The following is a 13,246-nucleotide window of genomic DNA, read 5'->3' as shown; positions in this document are numbered from 1 at the left end:
TATGTTGATCGTAAATGAAATTGATCTGTATTACGGCGCCAGTCAGGCGCTGCGAAAGGTGGATGTAGTTGCAGAGAAGGGCAAGGTGACGTGCATACTGGGTCGTAATGGTGTGGGCAAGTCGAGTTTGGCGCGGGCGATCACCGGCCGTCACCCGATCCGTGGCGGCACGATTATGTGGGAAGACAAAGACATAAGTAGCATGGGCCCGGCGGATCGCGCCCGTGCTGGTATAGCCTATGTCCCACAGGGTAGAGAGGTGTTTTCGCAGCTTACAGTTCAGGAAAATTTATACACCGGCTATGCCCCCTTAAAACGCAGTCAGCGGAGTATCAACCCAGAAATATTTGATTTGTTTCCGGTGCTAAAAAGTATGCTGAAACGACGCGGTGGGGATTTGTCTGGTGGTCAGCAACAGCAGCTGGCGATTGCGCGAGCTTTAATTACTCGGCCCCGCTTGCTTGTATTGGACGAACCAACCGAAGGTATTCAGCCCTCTATTATTAAAGACATTCAGAATGTCATCAGTATTTTGCGCCAGCAGGGCGAGATGGCTATTGTGCTAGTTGAGCAATATTTCGATTTCGCGCGAGCCTTAGCAGACAACTACGCGGTTATGGATCGCGGCGAGGTCATTCTCTCCGGTCGCGGTGACGAAATGGTGGAAGAAGATGTACGCCGTCATATGACCGTGTGACTCCAAGGTTTATACTAGCGCCGGTTGAAAAACTAGCTGCGTTGTCACTTTGCCCAATAGCGCCTATTTTTGTTTTATCCTCGGCTTTTCAGTCTATGCTTCTCAACCGTCTGTTTTTCTGCCACCCGTTTAAGGAAACATTGCTCATGAAACACCTTGCTGTACTTGCCTTGGCGTTGACACCGCTTGCGGGGCTAGCCGCCGACCTCACTATTCCTGCTGGCAAAACCTATGTTGTCGGTATTGATCAACAAGAATTAGTGCTAGAAAACCTCCATATTGGCGATGGCGCTAAAATCACATTCGCCCCTGCAGTTGGCGATTGGCGAGTGCAGGCGCGGCATGCCTTTATAGGTAAGGGTGTGGTGATCGATGGTAACGGTGTTGAGGGTGAGGCAGGTACATCAAGTAGTGTCGGCGCAAAATGCTCAGATGGCATAGCTGGTGGGAACGGCGGTGATGGTGGTGACGGTGTCGCTATTAGATTACAGCTTGGGCTCGAATCGCTAGGTGATCTTTATGTGCTAGCGAACGGCGGTGCTGGTGGTAGTGGTGGCGCTGGCGGAGATGGCGCAGATGTGAATGAAGATTGTGATGGTGTTCCTGCTGGTGAGGGCGGCAATGGTGGCGACGGCGGTCAGGGCGGCCGTGGTGGTGACGTGACGATTCTTTATCAAGTATTGTCAAAAGTAAGTCGTGGCGATGACATTGCTGCGCGAATAAAAATTGATAATCAAGGTGCTGCGGGAGGCGACGGTGGCGATGCGGGTTCTGGTGGTGTTGGCACGGGCGGTTACTATATCAATAGAAAGACCTTAACAGGTGGCCGGAAATGGGTTGAAGGCGGTGATGGTGGTTTGGCTGGTAGCCCCGGTTCGGCTGGTTCGGCAGGTAATCCTGGGCGTATTTTGGTAGATCAGCTCATTTTGTCGTCAGCGCAGGCAGTTGATGTTAAATCTCCAGCAACGACATTGCTGGAATTGCAGCGCCAAATTGAACGTTTGCGTGCGCGCGTAGACAAGTTGGAGGCCGCTGCTACAGCTCAATAATATGGCTGCTAAGAATTAATAGAAAAGGGTGCCATCCGGCACCCTTTTTTCGTTTTGGTCGTTCGTTTGTTGGTGTATCCGCCGGTAAATGGTGCGAGTGATCAAATTTGGTGCAATTTGATGAGGCGGGTCTGGTGCAGATGTCTATTGTGGTGCCATTTTAAGTCTAAGCTACTGTTTTTATTGTATATGTTGATGGTTTTTTTAATTCCTCTTTGCTGCTAATCGCTTCCTTTCATAATAAATTTGCATGGTTATGATGCATAAAAATAAGACATTTTTTGAAAGTGCTCTATATTTGAGCGTATTCAAACTCACAAAGGAGGGCTCGTAATACATCATTAACCAAATAATAAAATTTATTGATCGTGTTTTGTATAAGTGATTGATTTTAAAAATAAAAATCATAGTTGGCATTGAAAGTGCTAAAGCTTGAGCAGGATAGTGCTTGATCACTTTCTTATACCTTAGTGGAGACTAACAACATGAAAACAATGAAAACCTTAATCGCTGCAAGCGTTGCAGCTGCTTCAATGACTATGGTTGCTGCCCCTGCGTCAGCAGAGCTGAGTGCAAGTGTCAGCGTTGCTAGCATGTATTTGTGGCGTGGCTTTGATCTTAGCGATGGCTCACCGGCTGTTTCTGGTGACCTGACCTATAGCACTGGTGGTTTTTACGCCGGTGTTTGGGGGTCAAGTGGCGACGATACTAACGGTCAAGAAGTTGACTACTATGCCGGTTTCGCAACTCAAGCCGGTCCTATCAGCATTGATCTGAGTGTTTGGAACTACGTATACCCAGGTGCCTCTGCTGGTTTCGCTGACAATGGCGATACTTTCGGCGACCTGAGCGAAATAATCTTAGGTTTGGGTGCAGGTCCAGTTAGCCTGACTATCTATGACAACATCGCTGGCGCTCCAGGCTATTTTTACTACACCTTGGGCTACGACGTAGGCAGCTTCTCTTTCTTGGCTGGTGGTACTGACAACAAAGATGAAGACGCAAACTACAGTCATTTCGATGTTTCGTATGCATACAACGACAAAGTTAGCTTCACTTTCAGCCAAATGATTGATGAAGATAACGATGACGATTTGAAATTCGTTGTTTCTTACAGCTTGCCAATCGACATGTAATACCCCTGCTGGCGGCGTAAGCCGCCAGCTATTTCTTAACTTATTCCTCATGTGTTAACGCATATTGATAGGAGATTTCCGATGAAATTGATTACGGCTGTTATCAAGCCATTCAAACTCGATGATGTGCGCGAAGCGCTATCAGACATCGGCGTACAGGGCATAACTGTCACCGAAGTAAAAGGTTTTGGTCGTCAGAAAGGTCACACTGAGCTGTATCGTGGTGCTGAGTATGTTGTTGATTTTCTACCGAAGGTGAAGATCGAAGTTGCTGTAGCCGATGGCTCGGTTGAACCGACCATCGAAGCAATTAGCAAATCAGCAAACACGGGCAAAATTGGTGATGGCAAAATTTTCGTCACTGCGCTTGAGCAAGTTATTCGTATTCGCACCGGCGAGACTGGCGAAGAAGCCATTTAATAAAGCCGTTGCAATTTGTATTAACTAATTTAATTAAAAGACTTATCTCTTTCCCTTTGGAGGGCATGTGATGGAAGACATCATACAGGTCAAGTACGCCCTGGACACATTTTACTTCCTGGTTATGGGCGCGTTCGTAATGTGGATGGCAGCAGGTTTTGCCATGCTCGAAGCCGGTTTGGTTCGTGCAAAAAACACCACAGAAATCTTAACTAAAAACATCGCGTTGTTTGCGGTGGCTTGTACCATGTACTTATTGTGTGGCTACACAATCATGTACGGTGGTTCTGAAGGCGGCATATTGCCAGACTCGTGGTTCGGCAACTCAATCGCAGATGCGACTGTTGAAGAAGTGCTAGCGTCAAATGGCGATACTTACTATTCAGGTTCTTCTGACTTCTTCTTCCAAGTGGTATTCGTAGCAACAGCTATGTCTATCGTGTCGGGTGCAGTGGCAGAGCGTATGAAGCTGTGGGCTTTCTTGGCTTTTGCTGTCGTGATGACTGGCGTTATCTACCCGCTACAAGGTTCTTGGAGCTGGGGCGGCGGTTTCTTGTCTGAAGCAGGTTTCTCTGACTTCGCAGGTTCCGGCATTGTGCATATGTGTGGTGCTTCTGCAGCACTGGCTGGTGTACTGCTGCTTGGCGCTCGTAAAGGCAAGTACGGCGAGAATGGCCACGTTAATGCGATTCCAGGTGCAAACCTGCCAATGGCGACATTGGGTACCTTCATCCTGTGGATGGGTTGGTTCGGATTCAACGGTGGTTCTGAGCTGATGGTGTCTAACATCGAAGAAGCCAACGCAACTGCGCAAGTATTTGTAAACACCAACGCAGCGGCAAGTGGCGGTTTGATTGCAGCACTGATCGTTGCTCGCTTGTTGTTCGGCAAAGCTGACTTAACTATGGTACTTAACGGCGCCTTGGCTGGTCTAGTTGCGATTACTGCTGATCCACTATCTCCTGATCCAGTGATATCTACCTTAATCGGTGCGGTTGGCGGTGTGTTGGTTGTGTTTTCAATCCTCGCTCTGGACAAACTTAAAATCGATGATCCAGTGGGTGCGATCTCTGTCCACGGTGTGGTCGGTCTTTGGGGTGTGATGGCAGTGCCATTCAACAACAGCGACGCCACTTTCGGTAATCAGATTTACGGTGCTTTCGTGATCTTCGCATGGACCTTCGTGGCCAGCCTGGTGATCTGGGGTATCTTGAAAGCAGTTATGGGCTTGCGCGTAACAGAAGAGGAAGAGTACGAAGGTGTCGACCTCTCTGAATGCGGTATGGAAGCTTATCCGGAATTCACCAACAAGTAAGTCTCCCCCGTTTGGTGATTGTTAGGGCGCTCTATTGAGCGCCCTTTTTTTGCGGGATATTTGACGGGAGAGGTGAGACGCAAAGGCGGTTTTAGGCACTTTGCTTTTCTCGGCCTACGAAACAGCGCAAAGCTCGAGATTTATGGATCCCCGATCGGGGTCGAGGATGGCGACTGCAGAGGCCTGCATTGCGAGCGCAAGCACGCCATACAGGCAGCGACTGAGCACTCAAACTAAACCCGCGCCGAACTCGGCTACCGTCGAGCACACAAACCAAACCTCCGTCATACTCGGCTACGGCCGAGTATCCAAGGTAAACGAAGCGAAAAAAGCGTTTTCCATCTCCCATCTAGCGTAGCGATAGGCAGCGCGGATGCCCCATCTACCACCTGTAGCTAGACTATCTCCGCTTTCCTCGGCTTTTTTAAGGCAAAAGCAGGTATCACCTTGCAAATCCCGTGTTGCCTGAGCTAACTTAAGGGCAGGTAATTATCCTTTTTACGTTCTTATTAATTACTGCGTTCGGCATTTTCGATGCCGGCTGTGCTCGGAATAGTCATTTACCCAAGTGTAAATTCTATTTTCTATACGTCAGTCGCGTTATAACCGCCATCGCTGCTACATTAATTTGAGCCCCGTTATCATAAAAGCAAGAGGAAGAATCTGCGATGAAACTAGTCAGTGCGGTGATCAAACCGTTTAAATTAGATGATGTCCGTGCCGCATTGTCAGAAATTGGTGTGCAGGGGGTTACGGTAACCGAAGTCAAAGGTTTTGGTCGTCAGAAGGGGCATACCGAGCTGTATCGCGGCGCGGAGTATGTGGTCGACTTTTTGCCGAAAGTGAAATTAGAAATTGCGGTGTCTGATGACCTTGTCGAGAAAGTGATCGATACGGTTACTAAGGCAGCGAATACTGGCAAAATTGGTGATGGCAAGATATTCGTGACAGCCCTCGAGCAAGTTATTCGTATCCGCACCGGGGAAACCGGCGAAGACGCTATCTAGCAATATGTTAGATAAGTGTGGGGGTGGCTTAGGTCACCCTTTTTTTTTGGGGCAGTGGTTTTTATAGCTCAAAAAGTGATGACGAGATTTGCTCGTAATAACAAAAAACTCTAATCCCCCTCTTGCCAAAAAGCCTTGTATACAAGTATAAATCGCCTCGTAAACGCGGGATTCTTATTTCCGGGAGGAGGTCGTATGGGGTCGCGTAATCGTAGTACAGATAATCAAACTTCAGGTGCTCAACAGTATGTGTCCGCACCTACTGTGCATGATCGTATGCGTGAGCAGCTCGCCAAAGATGTAGAGGCTTTCCTCGCCATTGGCGGTGAAATAAAGCATCTAGATCCGCATATGCGCAGCAACTTAAACGATATCGATACAGAATCAGATAGTTACTGATTTGTTCTTGTAAAGGTATCTGTCAGCAACTAGCGGCCAGCTAGTTGCTTTATTTTGCTGGGCAATTCCCGCCAATCACTAAAGTGCGTATCAGCTAACTCATGGGGTGCTGGTGAGTCCGGCTTTAGTCGAGCTTGAATGGCGTGTAAGCCAAGCGCTTTCGCTCCACTGATATCATCAATCACGTGGTCACCTATATGAATGGCTTCGTGAGGGTCACAGTTGGCAACACCTAAGGCTTTTAAGAATAGCGGCGCGCTTGGTTTAGCTGCATTGACATCCTCTGCTTGGTAGCTGGCACTGAAATATCCGCCAATGGTTTGCACTCCGAGGTCGGCGTTGCCATTGGTGAGACTGATTAACATATACTGCTTACTTAGCTCGCCGAGAATGGTTTCGCAATGTGGAAACAGGGTCACTTTTTGCCGCTCTGCAAGAAATACAGAAAAGGCCTGCTGGGCAATTGTGGCGCTTTGATGGCGGTATCCACAGATCGCTAAAGCGTCGCTTAAGCTAGCGATACGCCACTGTGAAATTTGATGCTTGAACTCAGGGTGGCTATCCAGAAAAGCCAGGCGATGAGCGCGAAGTGACGTTGGACTAAAGCGTTCAGTGAGTCGCGGTGCGACAGTTCCTAGATAGGCGTAAAAAACCTGCTCGGCCTGTTCAATGACGGGTTTGCTTAACCATAAAGTGTCATCTAAGTCGAAACACAGTAATTTTATGTTTTTCATGTGAGCGGTCTAATTGATGGCTGCGAAGGGGAATCTTAACAGCCTGATACCGAGGTGGACATGCCGCGTATCATTCGGTTTTTACTTGCGCTCAAGACCTAGGTTTAAAAAGTATGGTACAACTAGGGCCGTTCACACAATATTTGAACTTCGCGCCTAAATCGGCGTTTTTTTCATAATAGTGACAGGCAAATAAGTGTCGAAGCACCTTAGTTTTAAATAAAGCGGGTTGCGGCTTAAGCCTAGTAAGAAAAACAGACAATCGGTAGAGACACATTTTATGGTAAAAACCGCCTTGCAGCCGGTAAAAAATTCACCACCTTGGTGGCGCAGCTTACCGGACGATTTCTATTGCCAGTCTGATGGCACTGAGCTCGATAGTGAATACCCCTTTAAAGTATATGGCACCGCGGCAATGGATCGCATTATGCGCACCGGCTTGTCGCTAGTGATTTCCGGTACATTATTGCCTCAGCTCTTGAAGAGTGATGGCATGGCCCGCGAGCGCGAGTGGATGGATTTCTATGCGAAATTAGCGGAACAACGCGATGTTGACCTTGTGTTTTTACCGCCACCGAAGGTCGATATTACAGAACATAAAATGTCTAAGTTTGGCTATAAGCCCAAAGATATCCCCGCCGTAGAACTGCGATTTGAAAGTCCATTTACACCGTTAAACCCTGATCTGAATGACAGCTATTTAAGTTATAAGCGCAATCGCACCGCTAGAGCACAATACTGGACCCACCCAGCTGGACCGCGGCCGACGCTCATTTTTGTGCACGGGGTGATCGAAAGTTGGTACGGCTTTAATAGTTTATTTTTCTCCCTAAGATGGTTTTACGACAACGGCTACGATGTCGTCCTAATGACCCAGCCCTTTCACGGCGACCGAGCGGAGCGCTATCACCCTTTTAGTGGGTATGGATTGTTCGCCGGCGGTTTTTCGCAGCTGAACGAAGGCATGTTGCAAGCGGTGACCGACCTGAGGGTGTTGGTAAATTACTTGTATGAGCGCGGTGCACCCCATGTTGGAATCAGTGGTTTGAGTTTAGGTGGCTACTTAAGCTCGGTAATGGCGGTGGTAGAGCCGCGCCTGGCATTTTGTATCCCAAACTCACCCTTGGTTGCACCGGTAGATACTATGCGCAGCTGGGTGCCGACGGGTGGCGTAATGGATCTTATCGGCAAGCGCACCGGTTTGACGCCTTTGGAGTTGCGTAGAGGCTTAGCAATACACAGCCCCCTAAGTTATCAGCCTAAGCTTGACCCGGACCGGGTGATGATAATTGGCGGCGCGGGTGACCGATTTACCCCGCCGCGCTTTGTTAGATTACTGCATGCGCATTGGCCAGAATCCCATTTGCACTGGTTTCCCGGTAATCATATTGTGCATTTGGGGCGGGCTGAATACTTGAAGCTAATGCGGCGTTTTATGGATAGTCACTGTCAGGATATTTAGTCTGACGGTGGAAGTCTGACGTCGGACGAAAGGTCAAAAGCGGCTTTAATATAAAGCCCTAGCTTGGCGCCGGGTCTCCGTCGCCAGATGCTATCCGACTTCCGACTTCCGACTTCCGACTTCCGACTCCCGACTTCCGACTCCCGACTCGCTCTTACAGAAACGGCCCTTTCATCAATTTTGGCAGCGTGCGGTTCACAACATCGGCGATATACTCTAAAAATATCGTACCCATGCTGGATTTGAAATGCTGTGGATTTTTGCTGGCAATGGCGATAACGCCGTCAATATTGCCGGGCTGGATCGGCATAAGCGCCGCTGATCCTATGTGATCGGCGTGTTTGCCAAATAGAAAGCTCAGTTCCTCGCCGCGCAATACCCCGCATACCGATTTTTTACCGCGCAATAGGCTGCCGATCTGCGTGTGGGCCTGTTCTGGGCTGACCACCCGCAACGAGTTGCCGCCGACCCGATTGGGATCGGCAAATATAATCAAACTCGCGTAGTCGATATCTTCAAAATCGCTTACCAGATGGCGGCAAAGGGTGTTGCTTAACTCTTCGGCCCGACGTGCTTCAATCAGCGACAAAATAAGCGTTTTACTGCGTTCAAATAGCATGTCATTGCGCTGCGCATTATCTAACATGCCACTGATACGACCGCGCATATCCATATTGCGCTCGCGCAATACTTCTACCTGCCGTTCTAGCAAGCTGACCGCCTTTCCCGTTTTGTGGGTGATTTTAAGCTCGGTAAGCAAGTCTTCATTATTTAGAAAGAAACCGGGATGGTTGCGCAGATAACGTGCGACTTCACTTTCGCTGGGTAATCCGTCTTTTTTCGGGCTTGCACTGTCCACAGGGAGTCCTATATTTGTATCTGGCCTTCAAAAACCGTTGTTGCTGGTCCCGTCATGATAACGGGCTGCCCAGGGCCTTGCCAGCGAATACTTAGGCTGCCACCGGGAAGGTGAACGGTCACGGTTGAGTTTAATTTGCCCTGCACAATACCGCTAACCACAGCAGCGCAAGCCCCTGTGCCACAGGCAAGGGTTTCACCCACGCCGCGTTCAAAAACACGCAGCCGAATGGTGTCGCGATCTACAAGCTGCATAAAGCCAACGTTAACACGCTGCGGGAAGCGAGGGTGGCTTTCCGTAATCGGGCCAATACTTTTTACCGGCGCGGTATCAACGTCAGCAACCGGCAAAATCACATGGGGGTTGCCCATCGACACGGCGCCAACCTGCCACGCACTGCCATCGATATCCAATGCGTAATCTGTGGCTTGTTGATCTGCGGTGAAGGGAATTCGCTTGGGATCTAAAATCGGCTCGCCCATATCCACACGGACCTGCCGATTTTCCGTCAACTCAAGCTCAATAATGCCAGCCAGCGTTTCTACTTTAATTTTTTGTTTGCCGGTTAGTCTTTTATCGCGAATAAAGCGAGCAAAGCAGCGCGCGCCGTTGCCGCATTGCTCAACTTCGCTGCCTTCGGCATTGTAAATGCGATAGCAGAAGTCGACATCCGGTTGAGTTGGAATTTCAACGGTAAGAACTTGATCACAGCCAATGCCAAAATGCCGATCGGCAATTTTGCGAATATGGTGTGGCTTAAGCTTGAAACGCTGGGTAATGAGATCAATAACAACAAAATCATTGCCCAGGCCATGCATTTTGGTAAAGCGTAACTGCATCGTAAAACCCTGTGGTGCGCCTCACCGATGGCGCTGATTAACGATGCGGGCGCGATGCCATTATGTGAGAGTGCTAAGTGAACAGCGTCCTCTTCGTCTCAGGGCAACACAGTTTCGCCACGCATCAAGTCGGTGACAGTTTCTCGCGCGCGGATTAGGTGGTATTTGTCGCCATCCACCATAATTTCAGCTGCACGTCCTCGGCTATTGTAATTGGAACTCATGGTAAATCCATAGGCGCCGCTTGACGCTAGTGCCAGTAGATCCCCTTCTTCAATGCAAAGTTCACGATCTTTGGCCAGAAAATCGCCGGTTTCACACACCGGTCCGACGAAGTCATAGTGGCGCAGAACACCGTCTTCACGGGGGCGGACGGCCATTAAGTCCATCCACGCCGAATAGAGTGAGGGCCGAATCATGTCATTCATTGCGGCATCGATGATGGCGAAATTTTTATGCTCGTTGAGCTTTAAATATTCGACTCGAGTCAGCAAAACACCGGCATTGGCGGTAATTGAGCGTCCCGGCTCAAACATCAGGGTAACTTGGCGGTCACCCAACTTTTCTCTAATCGCGCGAATGTAGTCGCCGGTGACCGGTGCGGTTTCATCGCGATAGCGAACACCCAGGCCGCCACCAAGGTCGAGATGGGAGATAGTGATGTCCATACTTGCCAACACATCAACTAACTTTAAGACCCGCTCCAGTGCATCTAAAAACGGGCTGGTATCGATAAGTTGAGAGCCGATATGGCAGTCGACACCTTTGATTTCAATATTTGCTAGCACCGCGGCGCGACGGTAAACCTCTGGGGCGCGCTCAATATCAATACCGAATTTGTTATCGCGCAAACCGGTTGAAATATAGGGGTGGGTTTTGGCGTCGACATCGGGATTAACACGCAGTGAAATTGGCGCAACGACGTTCATTGCGGCGGCAACGCTATTCAGGCGCTCTAACTCGGCCTCTGATTCAACGTTAAAGCAGTGAATACCCACTTCAAGTGCGCGCTGCATTTCTGGGGCGGTTTTGCCAACGCCTGAAAAGACGATGTGTTCAGGTTTGCCACCAGCGGCCAGCACCCGCTCTAGTTCACCACTGGAAACAATATCAAAGCCGGCGCCAAGCCGCGCCAGTACATTCAATACCGCAATATTGGAATTGGCTTTCACGGCATAACAGACCAAATGGTCTTGGCCGGCTAAGGCGTCGGTGTATTCAGTGAACCGCTTCTCAAGATAGGCGCGGGAATACACATAACATGGGCTGCCAAACTCGGCGGCAATCTTGCTCAGTGGCACAGCCTCGGCGTGTAGTTCGCCGTTGATGTATTGAAATGGAGACATAGAAATTTACTCTGTAGGCGACGTCGTCGCCGTATCGGTGGTGGCTTGCTGACGATCGGGGCTCACGGCGGGTGAGTCAGTGGTCTCGACATCCGTCTTCTTGTCATTGTCGTCTGGCAGCGTAAGTGGGCCGGTTTGGCCGCAGGCGACCAATAGAACCACGCTGCACAATATAAACGTGCGAATGCTGACCATAACAATATCCCGAAAATAACTGTGTCGCGCATTATACCTAGCTCGCGCAACAAGCCCAATGCTTGTCGTGGTATGCGGATCGAGCACAGCCTTAGTATACTGCCGTCAAGATTCCTAACTGTAAGCTGAATACTGGGCACACAAAATGAACGAAGTTGAATTCAACGACAATATTGACGAGCTATATACAACGATCGAAGACGCCATTGACGACTTAGAAGCCGACGTAGACTGTGAAATAAGCGGGGGCGTACTCACCTTGCAATGCCCAGACGGCAGCGCCTTAATATTCAGTCGTCAGAGTGCAAGCAAAGAACTCTGGTTAGCCGCGCGCTCAGGTGGATTTCACTATAGCTGGCAAAACAATGAATGGTACTGCGCCCGCACAGAGCAAACACTGAGTGAAATGCTGGCAGAAATCAGCAAAGAACAAGTAGGCGAAGTCTTACTACTAAAATAATGCATAGCTTGCGCCTAATCTCGCGTGCGGAACAAATACCCTGATACCGGCGGCTATGTAGTGATAAGTACGAGCGATAGCCGTTTTCTTCGAATACACCTTTACTTCTAAGCTATTTGGCTCGGCACCTGAAATGATTCCGAGCTCTACGGTAGCCAAGAAGCCTGCCTACTTTTAGTGAGTTTATAAGCAGTCGAAACACCTTGCGTATTGTTTGTCTACGCGGCAAGACGCTTGAATAAGCATTCACTTGTCTTGCGGTTAGCTCCATAGATATATAGCTTTGGCTTTCGTTCGTTGACAAAGATTTACATACAACATAGCTGAGAGCTAAATTCTATTATCCCAATTAAATTTACTTTCGATATTTTAAATATCAACTACCTATAAAATCATGGCGAATTATTTTTAATAATATTTTAGTTGATACTGAGCTGATTAATATTCACCGTAATTATTCTGATGAATAAAGGTGTGGTAATTATTATTTGCATTTATTTCTTTCAGCGGTACACTTAGTTTTGCCTAGGATGGGCACTTGGCAGGGACGCTGACCAAGGAACGGTCATGCACACAGGAAGTGAGTATTGGAATAGAACTCTGGGCGTTCCTGCCACCTTTTTTTTGTATCTGCTAATTTCTTGCTTATTAAATAGGCAGGTTTTCCTGCGCCTAATAGACTTATATACAAGCGTCTTCAATTAGATTTCCCCCATAATTAATAAATAGCTAAGAGCATGAATGCATGCGTATGAATAATTTCGCCAGTTTAACGACACAGCTTTTAATAAATGTAATTTAGTGAAAAACTTTTACACATTATGTGAAAGGTGAGTCGTTGTGAGGTGGTTTTTATTATTTTAAATCTGTGGAAAAGCGGTTTTTTAAGCGAATGTATTTAGCCCATGACGCCAGACCTTAGGTGTTTGGCTGATTATTAGTACCCGATATCAGACTAATCATACGCAAAGACCTTTGTTATAGGTGACGGTCCCCGCTGCAAAGTTCGAGGGCTCTGGATCCTCAATCGAGTTGAGGATGACGGGTTGGTAACGTTGAGGATGACGGATTGGGAACGTGTTGGGTGACGGTACGGGAGCATTGCGGATGACACCACCATACTACGTCATCCCCGACCCCGATCGGGGATCCAGTGTGAGCGGTAGCGAATGCCTCTAGCGTCGGACGCCAGACGTCTGGTGTAACTACGGAGTATGTGGAGTGCTGCAAAGTCCGAGGACTATGGATCCTCAATCGAGTTGAGGATGACGGATTGGGAACGTTTTGGGTGACGGTACGGGAGCATTGCGGATGACACCACCACACCA

Annotated in this window: 14 protein-coding genes; 9 read left to right on the top strand and 5 right to left on the bottom strand. The window is 48.7% G+C overall.

The window, feature by feature from the left end; all coding sequences use genetic code 11:
* Window position 1 precedes the first annotated feature (1 nt).
* The 7 genes from urtE to AAC007_RS14635 all read left to right on the top strand — a co-directional run bounded on the left by urtE (window position 2) and on the right by AAC007_RS14635 (window position 6,023).
* Window positions 2–697: an urea ABC transporter ATP-binding subunit UrtE gene (gene urtE / locus AAC007_RS14665; protein WP_295877903.1), complete on the top strand. Its 696-nt coding sequence runs from the start codon at window positions 2–4 to the stop codon at window positions 695–697.
* 146 nt (window positions 698–843) lie between these two features.
* Window positions 844–1,746, top strand: coding sequence for a hypothetical protein (locus tag AAC007_RS14660; protein WP_295877904.1), 903 nt, complete (start codon window positions 844–846; stop codon window positions 1,744–1,746).
* Between the two features lie 485 nt (window positions 1,747–2,231).
* Window positions 2,232–2,882, top strand: coding sequence for a TorF family putative porin (locus AAC007_RS14655; protein ID WP_295877905.1), 651 nt, complete (start codon window positions 2,232–2,234; stop codon window positions 2,880–2,882).
* An 81-nt stretch (window positions 2,883–2,963) separates the two neighbouring features.
* The gene (gene glnK, locus AAC007_RS14650) at window positions 2,964–3,302 is read left to right on the top strand and encodes a P-II family nitrogen regulator (protein ID WP_159270252.1); all 339 of its coding nucleotides are present in this window, start codon (window positions 2,964–2,966) and stop codon (window positions 3,300–3,302) included.
* A 70-nt stretch (window positions 3,303–3,372) separates the two neighbouring features.
* Complete coding sequence (locus AAC007_RS14645) at window positions 3,373–4,617, top strand: ammonium transporter (protein WP_295877906.1); 1,245 nt, start codon at window positions 3,373–3,375, stop codon at window positions 4,615–4,617.
* A gap of 668 nt (window positions 4,618–5,285) precedes the next feature.
* Window positions 5,286–5,624, top strand: coding sequence for a P-II family nitrogen regulator (gene glnK / locus AAC007_RS14640; RefSeq protein WP_219043163.1), 339 nt, complete (start codon window positions 5,286–5,288; stop codon window positions 5,622–5,624).
* A 195-nt stretch (window positions 5,625–5,819) separates the two neighbouring features.
* The gene (locus AAC007_RS14635; protein ID WP_295877907.1) at window positions 5,820–6,023 is read left to right on the top strand and encodes a hypothetical protein; all 204 of its coding nucleotides are present in this window, start codon (window positions 5,820–5,822) and stop codon (window positions 6,021–6,023) included.
* A gap of 29 nt (window positions 6,024–6,052) precedes the next feature.
* Here AAC007_RS14635 and AAC007_RS14630 read toward each other — a convergent pair whose 3' ends face one another.
* The gene (locus AAC007_RS14630; RefSeq protein WP_296435080.1) at window positions 6,053–6,757 is read right to left on the bottom strand and encodes an HAD family hydrolase; all 705 of its coding nucleotides are present in this window, start codon (window positions 6,755–6,757) and stop codon (window positions 6,053–6,055) included.
* Between the two features lie 280 nt (window positions 6,758–7,037).
* Between AAC007_RS14630 and AAC007_RS14625 the strand changes: the two genes are divergently transcribed.
* Window positions 7,038–8,219, top strand: a complete 1,182-nt coding sequence (locus tag AAC007_RS14625; RefSeq protein ID WP_296435079.1) for an alpha/beta hydrolase — start codon at window positions 7,038–7,040, stop codon at window positions 8,217–8,219.
* 154 nt (window positions 8,220–8,373) lie between these two features.
* On the opposite strand, the gene AAC007_RS14620 is transcribed toward AAC007_RS14625, so the two are convergent.
* The 4 genes from AAC007_RS14620 to AAC007_RS14605 form a co-directional block, all read right to left on the bottom strand.
* Entirely contained in the window at window positions 8,374–9,078 is a 705-nt protein-coding gene (locus tag AAC007_RS14620; protein WP_219043159.1) for a DUF484 family protein, read from the bottom strand.
* 8 nt (window positions 9,079–9,086) lie between these two features.
* A complete protein-coding gene (gene dapF, locus AAC007_RS14615; RefSeq protein ID WP_296435077.1) occupies window positions 9,087–9,917 on the bottom strand; it encodes a diaminopimelate epimerase in 831 nt (276 codons plus the stop codon).
* Window positions 9,918–10,015: 98 nt separating this feature from the next.
* A complete protein-coding gene (lysA, locus tag AAC007_RS14610; protein ID WP_296435076.1) occupies window positions 10,016–11,263 on the bottom strand; it encodes a diaminopimelate decarboxylase in 1,248 nt (415 codons plus the stop codon).
* 6 nt (window positions 11,264–11,269) lie between these two features.
* Window positions 11,270–11,458, bottom strand: a complete 189-nt coding sequence (locus tag AAC007_RS14605; RefSeq protein WP_296435075.1) for a lipoprotein — start codon at window positions 11,456–11,458, stop codon at window positions 11,270–11,272.
* Window positions 11,459–11,603: 145 nt separating this feature from the next.
* Here AAC007_RS14605 and cyaY point away from each other — a divergent pair, with 145 nt between their 5' ends.
* Window positions 11,604–11,918 (top strand): iron donor protein CyaY, encoded by a 315-nt coding sequence (cyaY, locus tag AAC007_RS14600; protein ID WP_296435074.1) that lies wholly within the window; start codon window positions 11,604–11,606, stop codon window positions 11,916–11,918.
* Window positions 11,919–13,246: the final 1,328 nt, after the last annotated feature.

The sequence above is a fragment of the uncultured Zhongshania sp. genome, from assembly GCF_963975605.1.
Classification (GTDB): domain Bacteria; phylum Pseudomonadota; class Gammaproteobacteria; order Pseudomonadales; family Spongiibacteraceae; genus Spongiibacter; species Spongiibacter aquimaris.
The sequence above is the reverse complement of the archived record's forward strand: the minus strand, read 5'-3'. Positions and strand labels throughout refer to the sequence as shown.